This is a genomic window from Streptosporangium sp. NPDC049644 (assembly GCF_040675205.1).
GTDB lineage: Bacteria > Actinomycetota > Actinomycetes > Streptosporangiales > Streptosporangiaceae > Streptosporangium > Streptosporangium fukuiense.
The window spans coordinates 79,734-98,213 of the sequence record NZ_JBFAOJ010000005.1 but is presented as its reverse complement, the minus strand read 5'-3'; the positions used below and the strand labels follow the sequence as shown (position 1 = coordinate 98,213).

Annotated in this window: 13 protein-coding genes; 5 read left to right on the top strand and 8 right to left on the bottom strand. The window is 71.8% G+C overall.

Going from position 1 to position 18,480, the window contains the following annotated elements; translation table 11 throughout:
* Nucleotides 1-27 precede the first annotated feature (27 nt).
* The 4 genes from AB0J58_RS04280 to AB0J58_RS04265 all read right to left on the bottom strand — a co-directional run bounded on the left by AB0J58_RS04280 (nucleotide 28) and on the right by AB0J58_RS04265 (nucleotide 6,008).
* Nucleotides 28-1,587: a serine/threonine-protein kinase gene (locus AB0J58_RS04280; RefSeq protein ID WP_364210040.1), complete on the bottom strand. Its 1,560-nt coding sequence runs from the start codon at nucleotides 1,585-1,587 to the stop codon at nucleotides 28-30.
* Nucleotides 1,580-3,286 carry a hypothetical protein gene (locus tag AB0J58_RS04275; RefSeq protein ID WP_364210037.1) on the bottom strand — a complete coding sequence of 569 codons (1,707 nt, stop codon included), beginning with the start codon at nucleotides 3,284-3,286 and terminating at the stop codon, nucleotides 1,580-1,582. Before AB0J58_RS04275 ends, AB0J58_RS04280 begins: the two co-directional genes overlap by 8 nt.
* On the bottom strand, nucleotides 3,283-4,923 hold the full coding sequence (locus AB0J58_RS04270) for a serine/threonine-protein kinase (protein WP_364210034.1): 1,641 nt from the start codon (nucleotides 4,921-4,923) through the stop codon (nucleotides 3,283-3,285). The genes AB0J58_RS04275 and AB0J58_RS04270 overlap by 4 nt, the downstream gene beginning before the upstream one ends.
* A 236-nt stretch (nucleotides 4,924-5,159) precedes the next feature.
* The gene (locus AB0J58_RS04265) at nucleotides 5,160-6,008 is read right to left on the bottom strand and encodes an arylamine N-acetyltransferase (RefSeq protein ID WP_364210031.1); all 849 of its coding nucleotides are present in this window, start codon (nucleotides 6,006-6,008) and stop codon (nucleotides 5,160-5,162) included.
* A 313-nt stretch (nucleotides 6,009-6,321) separates the two neighbouring features.
* Between AB0J58_RS04265 and AB0J58_RS04260 the strand changes: the two genes are divergently transcribed.
* The gene (locus tag AB0J58_RS04260; RefSeq protein ID WP_364210028.1) at nucleotides 6,322-7,263 is read left to right on the top strand and encodes a GNAT family N-acetyltransferase; all 942 of its coding nucleotides are present in this window, start codon (nucleotides 6,322-6,324) and stop codon (nucleotides 7,261-7,263) included.
* A gap of 177 nt (nucleotides 7,264-7,440) precedes the next feature.
* Here AB0J58_RS04260 and AB0J58_RS04255 read toward each other — a convergent pair whose 3' ends face one another.
* Genes AB0J58_RS04255 through AB0J58_RS04245 form a run of 3 tightly spaced genes read right to left on the bottom strand, consistent with a single transcriptional unit; the run spans nucleotide 7,441 to nucleotide 10,728 of the window.
* A complete protein-coding gene (locus AB0J58_RS04255) occupies nucleotides 7,441-8,205 on the bottom strand; it encodes an ABC transporter permease (protein WP_364210025.1) in 765 nt (254 codons plus the stop codon).
* A gap of 43 nt (nucleotides 8,206-8,248) precedes the next feature.
* Nucleotides 8,249-9,814 carry an ABC transporter permease subunit gene (locus AB0J58_RS04250; RefSeq protein WP_364210022.1) on the bottom strand — a complete coding sequence of 522 codons (1,566 nt, stop codon included), beginning with the start codon at nucleotides 9,812-9,814 and terminating at the stop codon, nucleotides 8,249-8,251.
* A complete protein-coding gene (locus tag AB0J58_RS04245) occupies nucleotides 9,811-10,728 on the bottom strand; it encodes an ATP-binding cassette domain-containing protein (protein ID WP_364210019.1) in 918 nt (305 codons plus the stop codon). Before AB0J58_RS04245 ends, AB0J58_RS04250 begins: the two co-directional genes overlap by 4 nt.
* Nucleotides 10,729-10,815: 87 nt before the next feature.
* On the opposite strand from AB0J58_RS04245, the gene AB0J58_RS04240 reads away from it, so the two are divergent.
* The 4 genes from AB0J58_RS04240 to AB0J58_RS04225 all read left to right on the top strand — a co-directional run bounded on the left by AB0J58_RS04240 (nucleotide 10,816) and on the right by AB0J58_RS04225 (nucleotide 17,318).
* Entirely contained in the window at nucleotides 10,816-12,003 is a 1,188-nt protein-coding gene (locus AB0J58_RS04240; RefSeq protein WP_364210016.1) for a HAMP domain-containing sensor histidine kinase, read from the top strand.
* On the top strand, nucleotides 12,000-12,662 hold the full coding sequence (locus tag AB0J58_RS04235; RefSeq protein WP_364210013.1) for a response regulator transcription factor: 663 nt from the start codon (nucleotides 12,000-12,002) through the stop codon (nucleotides 12,660-12,662). Before AB0J58_RS04240 ends, AB0J58_RS04235 begins: the two co-directional genes overlap by 4 nt.
* 279 nt (nucleotides 12,663-12,941) lie before the next feature.
* Nucleotides 12,942-13,631: a response regulator transcription factor gene (locus tag AB0J58_RS04230; RefSeq protein ID WP_030906926.1), complete on the top strand. Its 690-nt coding sequence runs from the start codon at nucleotides 12,942-12,944 to the stop codon at nucleotides 13,629-13,631.
* A gap of 180 nt (nucleotides 13,632-13,811) precedes the next feature.
* Nucleotides 13,812-17,318, top strand: coding sequence for a DUF4153 domain-containing protein (locus AB0J58_RS04225; protein ID WP_364210010.1), 3,507 nt, complete (start codon nucleotides 13,812-13,814; stop codon nucleotides 17,316-17,318).
* 294 nt (nucleotides 17,319-17,612) lie between these two features.
* Here AB0J58_RS04225 and AB0J58_RS04220 read toward each other — a convergent pair whose 3' ends face one another.
* A complete protein-coding gene (locus AB0J58_RS04220) occupies nucleotides 17,613-18,359 on the bottom strand; it encodes a DUF998 domain-containing protein (protein ID WP_364210007.1) in 747 nt (248 codons plus the stop codon).
* Nucleotides 18,360-18,480 lie beyond the last annotated feature (121 nt).

Below are 18,480 nucleotides of genomic sequence, written 5' to 3'. Positions count from 1 at the left end.
ACGAACCCTTCCGTCGCGGCGCGTTTCTCAGTCACGGCTGTTCAGCTCCTCGGAGACCTGGCGTGCGATCTTCAGGGCATCCTGCCGCAGTGCGGTTCCGGCACGCTTTCCCGCCTCCGACAGGTTGACCTCGACCAGCAGGTTGCTCACCCGGAACCGGATCACGGAGTGGATCCGGTCCAGGGCGACCACGTCGTAGGCGAACGCCTCCGCCCCGACCCGGCCGATGTTCCTGAGCGGGCCGGTGGAACCCAGGAGGCCGTTGCCCTGGTCGGCGACGACCGAGGTGCGTTCGGCGACGAAGAACGCGTGGGCGGTGTCGGGGCCGCTCTTGCCGGGGGTGGGGGCCTTGTGACCGACCGCGACTCGCAACCTGCGGTCGGTGCGGCTGCCACCCAGGGGGTCGTCCCAGCCGCAGTAGGGCTCACTGTTCTGGGTGGCCTCCATGGACAGCGGCGACGCGCTCGGCACCGCGACCTTGACCTGGGGCCCGGTCAGCAGCGTGCACGGGTCGGGGGCGGTGGCGAACCGCCCGGGGTTCGCCGCCCGCGACGGTGCCTCGGGGGTCTCCGGCCCGCCCATGGTCAGCAGCACCGTACCGGTCACCGCCGTCGCGACCACGGCCAGCACGGCGCCGACGATCAGTCCGGTACGCCGCGGTCCTGCCGGCGCCGGTGCCGGAGCCGTGGACCGGGGGGCCGCGGCCTGGGGCGGCGGTACCTGCGGCGCGGTCGCCGGGGAGAGCGGTCCTGGCGGCAGTCCCTGGGCGACCTGTCGCAGCGCGGCGCGCAGCCCCGTCTCTCCCGGCCGCTGCCGGGGATCCTTGGCCAGCATGGCCAGCAGTACGGGAGCCAGCTCTCCGGCCCGGGAGGGGAAGGGGGTCTCCTGGGTGAGTACCGCACCGATGGTGGCGACCGGCGTGTCGCGCCGGAAGGGCCCCTGGCCCTCGACCGCCGCGTACAGGGTCGCGCCCAGGGACCACAGGTCGGCGGACGGGCCGTCGCCGGTGCCGCGCAGCCGCTCGGGGGCGATGTAGCCGGGGGAGCCGACCAGCGCGTCCGGCGAGGTGAGCTGGGTGTCACCCTCCACGGTGGCGATGCCGAAGTCGGTCAGCAGCACCCCGCCGTCCTGGGCGAGCATGATGTTGGCCGGTTTGACGTCGCGGTGCATGATGCCCCGGCTGTGCGCGAGGGCCAGCGCGTCCAGTACGGCCAGGCCGATCGCGGCCACCCGGCGCGGCGGCAACGGTCCGTCGGCGCGGATCGCGTCGTCCAGCGAACGGCCCCTGACCAGGTCCATCACGATCCAAGGGCGGCCGTCCTGGGCGATGACGTCGTGGACCGCCACGATGGACGGGTGCCCGAGCCTGGCGGCGGCGCGGGCCTCGCGCATGGTGCGCTCCCGCATCTCGTCGCGGTGCTCCTGGGACAGGTGCGGAGCGAGGATGACCTCCTTGATCGCCACCTCGCGGTGCAGGAGCTCGTCACGGGCCCGCCACACCACGCCCATCCCGCCCGCGCCGAGCCGTGCGAGCGCCCGGTAGCGGCCCGCCAGCACGGGCAGCGGGCCGGCCACCGGATCAGCCATCGGTCTTCAGGGACTCGGCGAGCCAGCGCGCCGCCTGCAACGCGCCTTCGGCGATCTTGCCGTCCGGGTCCTCCTTGACGCCGCCCCGCTCGTAGTCGACCTCGGCGATCAGATTGCTGATCCGGAAGACCACGGTCGCCTTGTAGGACCCGCCGTACAGGTTGATGGAGTTGTGCCCGCCGGAGGTGAACGCCTCCTCGCCGATCCCCCGCAGGTCCTTGGGCGGGATCGGCTTGGGGGTGGCGAACTGGCCCTTGTCGAGGATGTCCTTCTTCTTGCCGGCCAGGTACTCCTTCGCCCTGGCGACCTCCGACCCGTTCTGCTTCTGGGCGATCAGCCGGACCCGCAGGTCGTACTTCTCCACGTTGGGCTTGCGCCAGTCGTACCGGTTGAGCCAGTCGCACGCCGAGTGTTCGACCTCCGAGCTGTTGAATCCCGGCACCAGCTGGTTCACCTGCTTGTCGTCGAGCAGGCCGCAGGCCCGGGGCGCCGCGGCGAAGCGCCCCTTGGCCCCGGAGGGTTCGGCGGAGACGTCGTCGTCCGCGTTGGCGAGCACCGAGGTGAGCAGGACGCCGATGCTGACCGCCATGCCGAAGAGCAGCACCCCGGTCAGCGCCACGACCGGCCGGGGCACGAGTACCCCGGTCGCCCGGGTGGAACGCTCTGTGGGCTCGTCCGCCGTCTCCCGCACCGGGTCGGGGACGGGGACCTGCTCAACCGAGGTGGGCGCGTCCGGAGGGTTCGAGTGAGGCGGCGGGGAACCGTGCTGGAAGGGCACGCCAGGATGGGGCGGGCCCAGGGGCGGGCCCAGGGGCGGGCTCTGCCAGGCGGACGGTGTGTCCAGGGGAGGGATCGGGCCCTGCCAGGCGGTCGGCGCGTTCGAGGGAGGGGGCGCGGCCTGCTGAGGGGCCGGGACGTCCTGGAGGGTGAGCCCGGCGGTGACGGCGGATATCTGCTCGGTCAGGTTCTTTCTCAAGGGCGCGGTCACCTCCGCCTCGGTGACCGGAACGGTCCCACCCTCCTGTCCGGAGCTCCTCTGCGGTTGGGGGGTCGCCTGCCCGAAGGCCGCCGGAGCCCCGGGGGTGAAGGGGACGGAGGCCGCGGGGCCCGCAGGGCCGGAGACCTGGGAGGGCGCGCCCACGGGGAGTGGTGCGGCGGGAGATTCTGGACGGTGCTGGGAGATGTCGAGCAGGATCTTGCGCAGGGTGTCGGGGTCGGGCCGCTGGGAGGGGTCGCCCGCGAGCAGCCGGAACAGCACGGGCGCGATCGGGCCCGCGTTGTCCAGGGAGCCGCCCGGCGACGGCGGACGGCCCTCGACGGCGGTGTAGAGGGTCGCGCCGAGCGACCACAGGTCGGCGGCGGGGCTGGTCACGCCCTCGGGAGAGGTGAAGAGCGAGGACGGCAGGGAAGGCGCGGCGAGAATGATCTGCTCGTACGGGCCGAGCAGCACCGAGCTCGGTCGCACATCCCCGTGCAGCATGCCCTGCCTGTGCATCACCACGAGCTGGTCCAGCACGGCCAAGCCGACCACCGCGGCCCGTTGCGGGGACATCGGCCCGAACCGGGCGATCACCTGCTCCAGCGAGCTCTGGTCAAGCATGGGCGGGACCCCGGCTCCGGCGATCCCCGGCCCCGGCGCGGGAGCGGTGTGCCCGCCCGCGTGCCTGCCCTGCGATAGGGGGACGTCTGGATGGTTCATTCGCCCGCTTTCTGGTTGTTCAACGCGTTCGCGACCCATGTCGCGGCTGTGTGGGCGCCCGCCTGGATCGCCGGACCGTCCTTGCTGCCGTCCACCACGGTGTAACCGACCTCCAGAACGAGGCCGTCCACGCGGATGATCACGTAGCTCTGCTCCAGCCTGCCTGTCATGCGGTTCTCGTAGACGTCGTAGCCGAACGACTCCTCCCCGACGGGGGCCACGGCCCTCGGCGCGGTGGATCGGGCGGAGCGGACACCGGCCTGGATCTCCGGCCAGCTCCAGGCGTTCTCCCCGCTCGGTATGGTGCTCTGGCGCTGGTTCACGAACAGCTCGTGGGCCTGCCGGGGGCTCTTGCCCCACTGCTTGCCGGTACCGGGGAGACGCACCTCCAGTCCCATGCCCTTGGCCGGCCACTGGCAGCCCCCGTCGTTGGTGGGCTTGCCCTCGCCCGCCAGCGCGGGCAGCAGTTGCCTGGCCCTGGTAGCGGGAATGAGCTTGCACACGTCCACCGGGGTGCTGAAGGCACCGGGACTCTCGCTGAGCCTGACCACCTGCTCGGCCGCGGTCGGGCCCGAGGTCAGCAGGAACGTCACCCCGAAGGTGACCCCGATGACCACCGCGATCCCGGCCATCTCGGCGGCGGCCCATCGCAGCGCACGCCCCCGGCCCGGCGCGGGCGGCCGTACCAGGGCGGGAACGGGGTCGATGACGGCAGGGACGGCAGGGACGGCAGGGGTCGCGGGCGGCGGAGAGGGGGGCGATGCGGCGGCCGGCATCCCGGCGACCCCGGCGGCTCCGGCGGCTCCGGCGGCCGGCTGGCCGGTGGCCAGCTCCGCCAGGGAGCGGGCGACGGCGTCGAACGACGGCCGGGCCTCGGGAGCCGGGTCGAGCATGCGCATCAGCAGCGGGCCCAGCGCGCCCGCGCGTTCCGGCGGCCTGGGCGGTTCGGTGAGCACCCGGCCGATCGCCGCGATGGGGGTCTCCGCCGGGTGCGGCGGCATCCCCTCGACGGCGAAGTAGAGCGTGGCGCCGAGGGACCACAGGTCGGAGGCGGGGCCGCCGCGCTCGCCGCGCAGCTGTTCCGGCGCGATGTAGTTGGGCGAGCCGATCAGGTGGCCGGTCCGGCCCGAGGTGACCTCGCCGTCGACGACCGCGATGCCGAAGTCGGTGAGGACCGCCTTGCCGGTCCTGGTGAGGAAGACGTTGCCCGGTTTCACGTCACGGTGGACCACCCCGGCGGCGTGGGCGGCGCCGAGCGCGCCGAGGATGCCCACGCCGATCCTGGCCACCTGGTGCACCGGCAGCGGGCTCCGGTCGCGGACCGTCTGCTCCAGGGACGCGCCCGACAGCAGCTCCATGACGAGCCAGGGCCGTTCCTGGTCGACGACCACGTCGTGGACGGTCACGATCGAGGGATGCCTGAGCCGGGCGGCGAGGTTGGCCTCGCGAAGCGCCGCGGCGAGGACCTCCTGCCGTCTGGCGGGATCGAGGTCGGGCGGGAGCCGCACCTCCTTCACCGCCACGTCACGGCCGAGCATCTCGTCGGCGGCGAGCCAGACCGTGCCCGCCCCGCCCTCGGAGAGAGGGTTGAGCAGCCGATAGCGGTCCGCCAGCACTTGAGTGTCGATCCTGCTCACCCCGTTCGCTATCCCATCGCGGACAGCAACATAGTCACTTAGTGGCACATGAACCAATGAAAAGGGATTCCGCATGCCGCATTGAGCCCTGGTTTCCGCTTACGCGGTGCCATGGGCATCCGCACAACGCGATGGAGCCGGGGCGGGCGCCCGCGCATCCCGAGCCATCGACAGCCTGGAGCCGAGATCAGGCGCCTGTACGGGCGGGGGAGGTCAGATCTCCCGGTTCGGCCGAATCACTGGAAATCAGACCATCTCTCGTGGGCGGTCCACAGGCGCTGCCAGAGTTTGGCGCGTTCGGCAGGGGTGACGTCGGACAGATGGAGGGCGAAGACGTCGGCCAGTATCTCGAAGTAGTCACGTTCGCTCTGCGCGACCAGGGTGTGCTCGCGGTCGCCGACCCGGGTGAGGACCAGGCCCCGCATCGCGTCGACACCGCTCGCGTCGCGCCGCTGGACCGTGGCCACCCGGACGAAGCCCGACTCGGGGGAGGTGGACAGGAACTCGTGCATCACCGCGAACTCCGACATCTCGGCGGGGCCGATCCGGAAGTCCATGCCGAGGAAGCCGCCGCGCGGATCGTGGTCGAACCGCCATCCGCCGGGCTCCACCCCGGAGGGGCGCAGGCCGTAGGTGAAGGGGCCCTGCCGGTAGGTGCCCTCGACGAGCGGGAGCGGGTCGTGGATCGCGTCGCCGAGGCCCTGGTCGACCAGCCACTCACCGCCGGGGTTGTCCGGGCAGGGCAGGCCGGAGACGGTGAGCACGAGATGGCCGCCGTCTATGTTCGGCGGCCCCTCGGCCTTGCCCTGCACCCCGCCCACATGCCTCCGCACCCGGTAGCCGAGCGCCTCCAGCAGCAGGGAGAACGCCCCGTTGAGGTGGTAGCAGTAGCCGCCCCGGCCCCCGATGATCCGCGCGGCCGACTCGGCGGGGTCGACGGTCGTCGGCCGGCCCAGCCAGATCTCCAGGCATTCGTACGGCACTCGCTGCACATGTGCCCGGTGCAGCAGGTGCAGCGACTCCACGCTCGGGGGCCCGTCGACCCTGACGCCGATCCTGCGGAGGTACGCGGTGACATCGATCACTCCGTCAAGGTAACGCCGGGACGGTCACAGATCTAGCGATGCCTGCTCGTGGCGCGTCCGGCGAGGTCAGGTACGGCGCCCGGCGCCGCGATACGAGGTGCGCGGGAGGCAGGCCGTACGGCGCCGGTCATCCCGGTCGCCGGCCCCGCCGGGTTTGTCCGGTTGAGGGCGGGACGGGCACACCGGTAGCCTGACCGTCCCTTCGAATGTGAGGAGGTGAGGAGCAGATGTTCGCCACCCTGGTCACGCGCTCCCGCCTCGGGCGACAGACCGCCTGAGAACCGGGAAGCGCACCCGCTTTCTGGAGTCTTCCTTGTCCGATCTGCTTTTCCGTCCGCTCGACGCGGACGAGTTCGACCTGTTCCACCGTTACGGCGCGCTGCCCGCCTCCGGCGTGGGCGCCCGCAGCCTGCCCTTCGACAAGCTCGACTACCGGTCCGGATGGGTCTGGGTCGCGCTGCGCGGCGACGAGGTCGTCGCCAGGGCCGGATTCTGGGGGCCTCCCGGCTCCGAGCATCCCTTCAGCCTCGACTGGTTCGACCCCGGTTTCGGGCCCGACCGGGTCGAGGTGGGCGCCGCCCTGCTGCGGGCCGCGTACGCGGTGCTGGTCACGCCCGGGTACGCCACCCCGTCCGGCGCCCGGCCCGACTACCACCTGTTCCTGCCCGCCGACTGGCGGGAGCGTCCCGACGCGCTCGCCGACGCCTCCGACCGGATCGCCGCCGCCGAGCGGGCCGGGTTGCGGCAGTCCGTCGAGCGGCTCAACCTGCGCTGGTCTCCCGAGTACGGCCTGCCGCCCAGGCCCGCCCGGCTCACCTTCGCCCCGGTCGACGACGACGAGACGATGCTGGACCTGCTGGCACGCGTCACAGAGGGCAGCCTCGACGACTGGGACCGGCGCCACCTCGCGGAGCAGGGCGCGCGGGCGACGGCCGAGCAGACCGTGGCCGACGTCGCGGACATGCCGGGCGGACGCGCCCGGTGGCGGCTCGCCCGTGACGCGTCGGGTGAGCTCGTCGGCATCGTGATGCCCACCCGCAACTCCAGGAGCGCCACGATCGGCTATCTCGGGGTGGACCCGGCCCACCGCGGTCACGGTTACGCCGACGACCTGGCCATCGAGGCGTTGCACATCTTCAGCGCCGAGGGTGAGCCCGAGGTGAACGACAACACCGATGTGGGCAACAGGCCCATGGCGGCATCGTTCGCCCGGATCGGCTACCGGATCACCGGCCGCCGCCTGGTCCTCGCCTGACGGTGAGAACCGAGCGGGGTCTTCGCCCTCGCGGAGGCCCCGCCCGGTGCTTCCCCGGCGGGGCCGACGGCCACGCCTCGGGTCTTGGCGCGGGTAGCAGGGGCACGGCGCCGGTGATGATGGCGGTTCCTGCCCGGGGCGTCCGGCCCCACCTGTCGCCCGAGATCCGGCTGGCGGCTATGCGTCGCGCATTCGCAGGAGCAGCCCGCCGCCCAGGAGCGCCGCGGTGGCCCATGCGGCGAGTACCCCCAGGCCGGCCCATGGGCTGAGGGGGAGGGTGGCGAGGTTGGTGGTGGCCTGGACGGCGAGCCCGGCATTCATCGGGGAGATCTGCCAGAGAAGCCGCTGCAGGTCATCGTCAGCGATCATGAGAATGAGGGCGGGGAAGAGGTAGAGCAGGCCGAGCACGACCCCGACGGCGGTGGCGGAATCTCGTACGGCGGTGGCGACCCCCAGGCTGAACAGGGCGATCAGCGCCAGGTAGAGGACCGAGCCGACGGCGGCGCGCAGCATGGGACCGCTGGTGAGGATGAGCGTTTCGGCGGGGAAGCCGTTGCCGAGCAGGATGCGCGGCGCGGCAAGCGCGGAGGCGAGCACGGCGACGCTCCCGGCGATCAGGGTCAAGCCGACCAGAATGATCGCCTTGGCGGCCAGGACGCCGGTCCGGCGCGGCATGGCGGTCAGGGTGAGGCGGATCATGCCGGTGCCGTACTCGCCGGTGATCGTCAGGACGGCCAGGACGGCGACGACCGCCTGGCTCACCTGGACCCCGAAGAGGCTGATCCTGGCGGGGTCGTAGCCGCAGCCTTCCGAGGTACAGGACACGACGGCGGAGGCCGCGACGCTGCCGGCGACGGTCAGCACCACGATCGCGAGCAGCAGCCGGCCGGTGCCGGCCAGGGTACGGAGTTTCGTCCATTCCGCATGCAGGCGCTCTGTCACGCACTCCTCCCGCGGCACCAGGGGAGGTCCCGATGGGGATGTCTCATGCGTCCCTCCGGCGGAGTCGGTGGACGGCCAAGCCGAGGGCGAGCGCGGTATAGCCGGCCGGTACGGCCAGACCGGCCCACGGCGGCAGCGGGTAGAACCCGGCGGTGGGCGCGTAGTGGCCGAGCACGTGCGCGTACTGCGGGATGCTCTGCTGCATGGCGAAGCCGGCCGCCGGGGTGAGGCGCAGCAGCCATCGCGCGGCGCTGTCGGGCAGGACCGAGGTGGTCGCCAGGACGTGCGGGACCACGATCACCGCGATGGCGGTGATGACCGCCGCGACGCTGCGCCGCAGCAGCGTGCCGAGGGCGAGGGAGAGCACGGCGGCCAGTGCGAACAGCGCCGCCATGCCGACCACGATGCGCATCTGGGTGAGCAGGGACACCGGGAGGACGGTGTTGCCGTTGTCGCGCAGGATCCGCCCGCCGGCCGTGAACGTGATCGCGATGGCGGGCAGGGCGGCGGCGAAGGTGACCAGGCCGAGCGCCAGTGCCTTGGCCGCCAGCGTCCGGCCGCGGCGCGGGCCGGCCAGCAGGGTGATGCGGATCAGGCCGTGCCGGTACTCGGCGGTGATGAACATGACCGCCACCACGATCACCAGGATCAGGCCGATCAGCGCGCTGCTGAGGGGACGTTCGGGGGTGGTGCCCTCGATGGTCGGCGCGATGTCGCCGACGCCGGTTACGGAGAAGGTGCCGCCGGACCGGCCGGCGCGGCCCGGGTGGTGCGCCGACCCGTCGGGCGCGACGATGGCACCGATGTCGTCGTTGCGCCACGCGCCGGACGCGTTGCCCTGGAGCATGACCTGGTCGAACTCGCCGGTGGTTTCGGTGAAGCGGGCCGCAGAGCCGGACCCGCCGAGATCTCCCCGTGTGACCGTGAGGTCGCCGGGAGAGGTGGCGAACATGCCGACCTGGACGGTCTGCGGTAGTCCGGTCAGGGTCGCGGTGCCGATCTGGGCCCACTCGGTGCCGTCGGCGGATTCGTACCCGGTGAGGGTGTCGCCGGAGCGGATCAGCCGGAGCCATCGCGGCGATTGCCGGGAGACGCCGCCCGGCCGGCCGGCCACGTCGTGGGTGAAGTCGTGCTGCATCCGCACCCCGTGCTCGCCGGTCATCATCACCGCCGCGTAGGCGGAGCCCTGCCTGGTGCTCTCCTTGATCATGACTCCGGCCTTCGCCCATGGCACGACCCCGGGCACCACGTTGCGCTGCCCCGGGATGACATCGGGCTTACGGATCCGGCCGGTCATGGAGGTGAGGCGGACGGTGATGCCGCCGTCCCCGGCCAGCGGCCGGTGCACGAAATAGAACTTGTCGTCCACCGCTTCGCCGCCCGGGCCGACCAGAGGCGGGGGACAGGCGACCTCGATCGGACCGGCACTGCACGAGGCGTGGTTGCTGGACGCGGACAGCAGTCCGAACAGCACGGTCACCAGCGCCGCCGCGGTCATGGTGACCACCCAGCCGCGTACCGTCCTGAACTTGGTCCACTCGGCGCGCAGCAACCGCCCGAAGCCTCCACGGCCGGCCTGCGGTTCCGAGCGGTGTGGAGGGGCGCTCATCGTGCCGCTCCCCGGTATTCGACCGCATCGGCGGTGAGGTCCATGTAGGCCTGCTCCAGCGTCACCCGGTCCGTCGCCACCTCGGAGAACGGCACCCCGTTGGCGTTGAGTACCGCCACGATGTGCTCCGGCGGCAGCCCCGAGACGACGATCGTGTCGCGATCGGCCGCGGCCGTCGTGGCGCCGGCGTGACCCAGCGCCGCCATCGCCTCCGAGCGCGCCGCCGTACGCAGTGTGACCCGGCCGCGGGAGGCGGTCGCGATCAGGGCGGCCACGCTGGTGTCGGCGATGACGCGGCCCTTGCCCACCACCACGAGATGGTCGGCGGTGTCCTCCAGTTCACCCATCAGATGGCTGGACACCAGCACGGCCCGCCCCTCACCGGCCAGTGACCGCAGGAAACCGCGCATCCACACGATGCCCTCGGGATCCAGGCCGTTGACCGGCTCGTCCAGCATGAGCACCGGCGGGTCCCCGAGCAGCGCGGCCGCGATACCGAGCCGCTGGCGCATGCCCAGCGAGAAGCCGCCCGCCTTACGCCGGGCCGCGGACTGCAATCCGACCTGTTGGAGCACCTCGTCGACCCGCCTGCCGTCCAGGCCCTGGGAGTGGGCCAGCCACAGCAGGTGGTTGCGCGCGGTGCGGCCCGGCTGCAGCGCACCGGCGTCGAGCAACGCGCCGACGTGGGTGAGCGGGTTGCGCAGGCTGGTGTACGGCCGTCCGCCGATCAGCGCATGGCCCTTGTCGGCCGCGTCCAGGCCGAGAATCACCCGCATCGTGGTGGACTTGCCCGCTCCGTTGGGGCCGACGAACCCGGTGACCCGGCCGGGCGGCACGGTGAACGACATGCCGTCCAGCGCCAGGGTCTGGCCGAACCGTTTACGCAGCCCGTTGACTTCGATGGTTGCTCGCATGCGATCGGTTGTACGGACCCGGCCCTAACACGGGCCGAACAGAGGCTGTCACATCGTTGTTAGGTCCGGCACGGCATCCTGGAACGCATGCGAAAGTGGCGACGACCGGCGCGCACCGTACGACTGCGCTTCACCGTCTTGTACGGTGCCATGTTCCTGCTGTCCGCCGTCGGGCTGTTGGCGATCACCAATCTCGTGGGCCTCGGAGGGACGCGGGTCAGCCAATCCGCACCTCCTGGGACCCCGCCGGTCGAGCCGGCCACGCTCGCCGCCGCCACCGATCGCATCGCCTGGCTTCAGGCTCAATTGTCGGACACCCACGCGGCCCAGTCACGCCAGCTCCTGATCGGCTCGGCGGTGGCGCTCACGGTCATGGCCGTGGTGTCGGTCATCCTGGGCCGGGTCGTCGCCGGCCGGGTGCTGCGCCCGCTGCGGATGATCACTGCGGCCACCCGCCGGATCTCCGCCGACAACCTGCACGAGCGGCTGGCCGCGCAGGGCCCGGCCGACGAGGTCAAGGACCTCGCCGACACCATCGACGAGCTGCTGGAACGGCTGGAGAGCTCGTTCGCCGCGCAACGCCGGTTCGTCGCCAACGCCTCCCACGAGCTCCGCACCCCACTGGCCACCATGCGCGCGTCCCTGGACGTGGCCCTGGCCAAGCCGGAGCCCGTACCTCGGCAGACCGCCGCGCTGGCCGGCCGGCTCCGCACCGAGCTCGACCAGGTCGACCGGCTCCTCGAAGATTTCCTCGTGCTCGCCCGCACCCAGCACGGTGCCCTGGCCGACCGCACGACGCTCTCGCTCCGCCGGCTGGCGACCGTCGCCCTGGACGCCCGGGCCGCCGACATCACCGCCAACAACCTCACCGTCCACTCCACGGACGCCGTCGACGACAGCGCGTGGGCACAGGGAAACAGGACGCTCCTCACCCGAATGATCGACAACATCATCGACAACGCCATCACCCACAACCACCAAGGCGGCTGGATCCGCCTGGCCACCACCACCGACGGCACAACAGCCCAGCTCGTCGTCGAGACCGGCGGACGCGTCCTCGACCAGGAGCAGGTCGGCCGACTGGCGCAGCCCTTCCAGCGACTCGGCGCCGACCGCACCCACTCCGGCAACGGCTCCGGGCTCGGCCTTTCGATCGTCACAGCCATCGCCGCCGCACACGGCGGCGCCCTCGACCTGCGGGCCCGGCCAGAGGGCGGCCTCCGAGTCGCCGTCTCGCTGCCCCTGGCGGCCGTGCCGGCGGAGGTTCCGGCATGAGGGTGCTCGTGGTGGAGGACGCCCGCCCCCTCGCCGACGTACTCGTCGAAGGTCTGAGCGATCAGGGCATGGCCGTGGACGTGGCCTACGACGGCCTGGAGGCCGCCGCCAAGCTGGACCTCAACGCCTACGACGTGATCGTCCTCGACCGAGACCTGCCAGGCATCCACGGCGACACCCTCTGCCAGATGATCACTGAACGCGACGACCGCGTCATGGTCCTGATGCTGACCGCCGCCGACTCGCCCGTCGACCGAGTCACCGGCCTGACCCTGGGGGCCGACGACTACCTGGCCAAGCCCTTCCACTTCCCCGAGCTGGTGCTGCGCATCCGCTCCCTGGCCCGCCGCCGGCCCACCGCCCGGCCCCGCACGCTGCGCGCGGCCGGCATCGAGCTCGACCCGCTGCGCCGTACCGCCACCCGCGACGGCCGGCATCTGGATTTGTCGGTCAAAGAGTTCGCACTGCTCGAAGCCCTCCTGCGCGCCGCCCCCGCCTTCCTCAGCGCCGAGGACCTGCTCGAACAGGTGTGGGACGAACACGCCAACCCCCTGACCAATACCGTCACGGTCACCATCGGCCGCCTGCGCCGCAAACTCGGCGAGCCCCCGGCCATCACCACGACGCCAGGGGTGGGGTACCGGATCACGGTCCGCTGACCTCCTACCCACCCCGCAGCGAGACCCTAATCCGGGGCGGTACGGGGTCCGGCACGGTCGAGCGGTCCCGGCCCCCACCGCGCGACTCTGATCCGCCCACCCGAACTCGGATACTCGTATACCTCACCTCCGTGGACGCGACCGGACGGAGGGAACCCGCGATCGCCGGATGCGGTGTCGTCCATCCGTGTTCACCGGAGACGGCGCACCCGGTGAGTGCGCAGAACCTTCACAATTCACCACAGGTCTTCTGCACGGCTCCGGTCTACGCTGCCGGGCATGGCAACCCCTCAGCAACGACGTGTCCTCGTGGTCGAGGACGACGAGACGATCGCGCGGGCCGTACGCCACAGGCTGGCCGCCGAGGGCTTCGACGTGCGCGTCGTCGGGGACGGGGAGGCGGCGCTGGCCGCCTACGCGAAGACGGCACCCGACGTGGTGGTGCTCGACCGGCTGCTGCCCGGACTCGACGGCCTTGAGGTGTGCCGGCGGATGCAGGCGGCCAGGCCGGTCCCGGTGCTCATGCTCACCGCGCTGGGTGAGGAGACCGACCTGCTGGTGGGGCTCGGGGTCGGGGCCGACGACTACATGGCCAAGCCGTTCAGCATGCGCGAGCTGGTCGCCCGGGTGCACGCCCTGCTCCGCCGGGTCGAGCGGGCCTCCCAACTGGCCGTGGCCGACACGGTCATCCGCGTCGCCGACGTCGAGATAGACACCGCCGAGCGGCGGGTCTACGTGCGGGGCGACGAGGCCCAGCTGACCAGGACCGAGTTCGACCTGCTCTGCCGCCTCGCCGAGCGCCCCGGCCAGGTCTTCGAGCGGGAGCGGCTGCTGGCCGACATCTGGGGCTTCTCCGAGGCCGCGGCCACCCGTACCGTCGACAGCCACGTCCGCGCCCTGCGCCGCAAGCTCGGCCCCGGCGTCGTCCGTACCGTCCACGGCGTCGGTTACGCCCTGGTGCGGCAGTGAACGCACGCCCCGGCGACCTCGGGTCCGCGGCCACGCGCTCGCGACCTCCGCTGCGGAATGGAGCACACGCCGTCGACGCGGGTTCCGCTACGGCCGGGAGCCCTCGGCGCGAACCGATCGCCCTCCCCGGCACTCAACCCCTGTATGCCCTTTCCCTCCGACACCGGGATGCGCCGACCTTTGAGACCTCTCGACTTCCTTGGCCGGATCAAGGCGAAGCTCGGCATGGTGATCCTGCTGGCCGTGGCGGCGGCGTTCGTCGTCAACGAGGTCGGCCTCAACGCCGGTTACTCGCGCGACGTGCGCGTCGCGGTGGCCGCCGTGTTCGCGATGATCATGGTGCAGCTGCTCGCGCGGGGGATGACCAAACCGCTCCGCGAGATGGCCGCCGCCGCGCAGACCATCGCCAAGGGCCGGTACGGCCTGCGGGTCACCGCGACCTCCCGTGACGAGGTCGGCGAGCTCGCCCGGGCCTTCAACGCGATGGCCGCCGACCTGGGCGAGGTGGACCGGCAGCGGCGGGATCTGGTGGCCAACGTCAGCCACGAGCTCCGCACGCCGATCACCGCGCTCCGGGCGGTACTGGAGAACGTGGTCGACGGGGTCTCGGAGCCCGATCCCGTCACCCTCGGCACCGCGCTCGCCCAGACCGAGCGGCTGGGCCGGCTGGTCGCGCAACTGCTCGACCTGTCCCGGCTGGAGTCGGGTGCCCGGCTGATCGAGCGTGAGGACGTCGAGCTGCGCCCGCTCTGCGAGCAGGCCCTCCGGGAGGCCGTACTGGCCAGGGAGGGCGTGACGGCCCGCTGCGAGGTTCCGGAAGGGCTGAGCGTGCGCGCCGACCCCGACCTGCTCGCGCAGGTCCTCGCCAACCTGCTGGACAACGCGGTGCGGCACAGTCCCGACGGCGGGACCGTGGTGCTGGCGGCGGCGGCCGGGGGAGAGGGCGTCCGGCTCCGGGTGAGCGACCAGGGGCCGGGGATCGCGGCCGAGGACCGGGCGCGGGCGTTCGAGCGCTTCTCCCGCCTGGACGCCGGACGGGCCGCCGACGACGGCGGCGCCGGGCTGGGCCTGGCCATCACCAAGGAGATCGTCGAGCTGCACGGCGGCTCCATCCACGTAGCGGACGGTCCCGGCTGCCACATCGTGACCGACCTCCCGGAAAGGATTGAGATGACCACCCCGTCCTCGCCCGCCAAGGAGCCTTCCTCCTCCGGGGTGAATTCCTCGGAGGTGAATTCCCCGGAGGTGAACGGCGCCGTCCCGGGCAAGGTCCCTGTGGATCCCGGGACCTCGGTGCCCTCCGGTGCCTCCGCGCTTTCCGCCCCGGACAAGGCCCCTGTGAGCACGACTCGTACGGATCCGGTGCCCGCCCCGTCCACTGTGCACGAGGTCCCTGTGGATCCCGCCGTCTCGACGCCTTCCGTCCCGGAGAAGGTCCCCGAAGATCTCACCGCGTCCACGCCTTCCGTCCCGCACGTGAGCGGTACGCGAACGGGGATCGGCGAGCGTCACGAGGTCACCGGGAGTGCTCGGGAACCTCACGAGATCTCAGGGGATGATCGGCAGCCGGATCCTCGCGAGGCCGCCGGGATCGACTCCGGTTCCGGCGAACCGGCCGGGGCCTCCGGGCCGACCGCGACCGGTGCTCCTCGACGGGAGGTCACCGCCGGGGAGCCCGGACCCCGGATGGTGTCCGCCCCCACGGACTCCGAAGCGCCCATCGGGCCACCCCCTCCGCCCGCGCAGCCGTTTCCCCCCCGGCCGGTCCTCGTCCGGGACAGGCGGCCCGGGGATGCGCGCCGGGAGCAGGTCGTGGTGCGGAACTGGCCCGGGGCGTTCCTCGGACTCTTCCTCGGAGGTGTCGCCGGACTGGTCTGCGCGGTGATCGCGGGCCTCGGCCTCGCGGTCTTCGACGTCCTGCTGGCCGCTTTCGTCGGCGCTGTTCTCTCCACGATCGGTGCGTTCGTCGGCACGGTCATCGGCGCCACCACGCCCACCAACGAGACCTGGCCCGCCGGCGAACCGCTCCCGGAGCGGCCCCCCGCGCGGGGACCCCTCGCGCAGCGCGTCACCGTACCGGAGGTCCAGGAGAAGGGGAGAGCGGCGCAACCGGTGGGAGCCCCGGGGGGGTTCGCGCCGGTCCGGGAGGAGTACCGACCGGCTGTTCGGCCACAGGGAAGCCCCGGAGGCCCCGGCGGGTACGAGGCGCCGCCCCTCTTCCCCCGGCCCGACCTGCCGGACACCCCTCGGTGGGTGCTGCCGGTCTCCGTCGCCGTCGGGCTGCTCGCCGCGATCGCGGTGCCGTACAGCAGGGCGGGGCTCGGGCTCGTGCTGGTCTCCGCGGCCATGGGGGCGGCGGCGATTCCGGCGGTGCGCGGCAGGATCACCCCGTGGTCGGCCGGGATGGGGGCGATCGCCTACGGGCTGGTCGCGACGGTGCTGTTCAGGGACGCCGACTGGCTGGTCGGGATGGTCCTGCTGGCCGGGTTCCTGCTGGCCGCGCTCGCTCTGTCGGGGGCCGGGCGCGGCTGGTTCGGGGTGCTCAGGGGAGGCGCGTCGGTGCTTCTCGGCCTGCTGCCGGTGCCGTGGTTCCTCGGCGCGCGGCTGAAGGGTCTCACGAACATCAGGAAGATGGTCCCCCTGCTGCTGGGGGGCGGGCTGACCGTCGTGCTGCTGGCGGTGTTCGGGGCGCTGTTCGCCTCGGCGGACGCGGTCTTCGCCGAGGCCGTCGAGCAGCTGTTCAGCGCGCAGGACTGGGCCGAGTCGCTGCCGCTGCGGATCCTGCTCTTCGTGGTCTTCGCGGTCGTGGTGGCCTCCGCGGTGCTGGTCGGCCTGCGGCCGGTGGCCGAGCCGAAGGCCCCCGACCTGAAGATCACGGCCGGCCGCGCTCTCTGGGTGACCCCGCTGACGGCGCTCAACCTGCTGTTCGCCACGTTCGTGGGGATGCAGCTCACCGTGCTGTTCGGCACCACCCGGTGGGTGGCCTCAGCCACCGGGCTGACCTACGCCGAGTACGCGCGTTCGGGGTTCTTCCAGCTCGTCGTCGTCAGCGTTTTCGTGCTGGCGATCGTCGCGGTCGCCTCGGGGACGCTGGATCTCAAGGGCTTCGACCGGTGGCTGATGGCCGGCCTGCTCGGCCTGCTCTGCGTGCTGACCCTGGTGATCCTCTTCTCCGCGCTGCACCGCCTGGACCTGTACACCGAGGTCTACGGGCTCTCCCGGCTGCGGGCCTCGGTGGTGGCGACCATCTGGTGGCTGGGCGGGGTCTTCGCGCTGGTCCTCATGGCGGGCGCGGCCCGGCTCACCAGGCGCGGGCACGCGCGCTGGCTGCCCAGGACCCTGGTGCTGATGACGAGCGCCTCGCTGCTGGCGTTCGCGGCGTGGAACCCCGACCTGCGGGTCGCGGAGACCCAGATCGCGGTACGGGGCGTGAACCGGATCGATCTCGAATACCTGGGCGACCTCGGCGCCGAGGCGGTCCCCGCACTGGACCGGTTGCCGGAACCGTCCCGCAGCTGCGTCCTGCTGGACGTGATCGCGGCCAACGACCTGGCCGGACCAGACCCCTGGAACGGCTGGAACCTGGCCCGCCGCGAGGCGCGGGAACTCCTGGCCCGGCGACCGGCGATCAGGAACGCCTCCTGCTCGCAGACCCTCTCCCGCCTGGAGATCCCCAACCAGGACTGAGTGACCCCGAACGTCGCCGCCTCGGGACTCCCCGAGGCGGCCGTGCCCTGACGCCGTTCTGGCAGGCGGTGCTGATCCTGCGCTGGTTCCGGAGCGAGCACGACATCCCCAAACCCGGCTGCGATCACCGTGTCCCTCGCGCCACGGCCTACCGCTACAGCGCCGAAGGGATCAAGCACCTGATTTGCACGAGGCTCGGGTCGCCGCCGGCCCCGGCGTAGTCGGTGACATCGCTCGCGCCGCGCTTGTCCTCACGCATTTCGAGCACGACCACCTACCGGAACTCGGCTGAGATCACGTCACTGAGGAAGAGCTACGCCCGATTGAAACTCCCGCGCAGCTGAGGCCGAGCAGGAACGGATGGACGGCGCCGCGTTCGATGAGGCCGACGAGGACGTTGGCCCCGGAAATGAGGTCGGCGAAGTAGGCCACCATCGAAACCAGACCGATCACGCCGACCGTGACCAGCGTTCGCCCGAGTTTCAGAGAGAGTCCGACGCGTCGGTGCATGCTCCCGAGCACGATGGCCAGTACGTTAGCGCCGACGAAGCCTGCCAAGGCGCCCAAGGCATGGAAGTCGCCGGTGCCGTCGTTCATCGCCTCGCCGGATCCGGGGAACAATCCCAGCAGGACGCCGCCGGCGGCCAGCAGCGTCGCAGGCACAAGCGCTGCCCAGCGGTGCCAACCCAGCAGACCGCGCAGCACGGCCACACCGGCCAGGATTGTGATCCCGAACAGGAAGAAGCCGGTGTTCATCACCCATGCCAGTGGTGAATACATGTACTGCCCGAACAGTGTCGAGGGCCCGTGGACTCCGAGATTGCTGATGAAGTGATACGTGTAGCTGTAGGGCGGATCTGTCCATGCCGCGGCGGCGATGAACTCGGCGAGCAAGAAGATCACCGGCCCGGCGATGAGCAGTACTCCCGCGGTTCGGCGCTGCGAAGGCCGACGCGCGTCGGGGACGAGCGCTTCAGGCTCTGCGTCGTTCACGGGTTCGTTTCGTTCGAGGTTCGAGAGCGAGTTGATGTTGCCGGCCATGGTCATGGTCCTTTCTGGTGTCGGCGCTGGGCGCCGGGGTCGGTGCAGCATCGGGGCCCCAGCCGCCGACTTAACTTCACTCACACACTTAGTATATCGAGACTACTTTTACCGTCAATGT

Coding starts and splice junctions, on each gene's coding strand:
- AB0J58_RS04230 (WP_030906926.1), top strand. CDS start 12,942: ATGGCAACCCCTCAGCAACGACGTGTCCTCGTGGTCGAGGACGACGAG.
- AB0J58_RS04275 (WP_364210037.1), bottom strand. CDS start 3,286: ATGAACCATCCAGACGTCCCCCTATCGCAGGGCAGGCACGCGGGCGGG.
- AB0J58_RS04235 (WP_364210013.1), top strand. CDS start 12,000: ATGAGGGTGCTCGTGGTGGAGGACGCCCGCCCCCTCGCCGACGTACTC.
- AB0J58_RS04250 (WP_364210022.1), bottom strand. CDS start 9,814: ATGAGCGCCCCTCCACACCGCTCGGAACCGCAGGCCGGCCGTGGAGGC.
- AB0J58_RS04240 (WP_364210016.1), top strand. CDS start 10,816: ATGCGAAAGTGGCGACGACCGGCGCGCACCGTACGACTGCGCTTCACC.
- AB0J58_RS04220 (WP_364210007.1), bottom strand. CDS start 18,359: ATGGCCGGCAACATCAACTCGCTCTCGAACCTCGAACGAAACGAACCC.
- AB0J58_RS04280 (WP_364210040.1), bottom strand. CDS start 1,587: ATGGCTGATCCGGTGGCCGGCCCGCTGCCCGTGCTGGCGGGCCGCTAC.
- AB0J58_RS04245 (WP_364210019.1), bottom strand. CDS start 10,728: ATGCGAGCAACCATCGAAGTCAACGGGCTGCGTAAACGGTTCGGCCAG.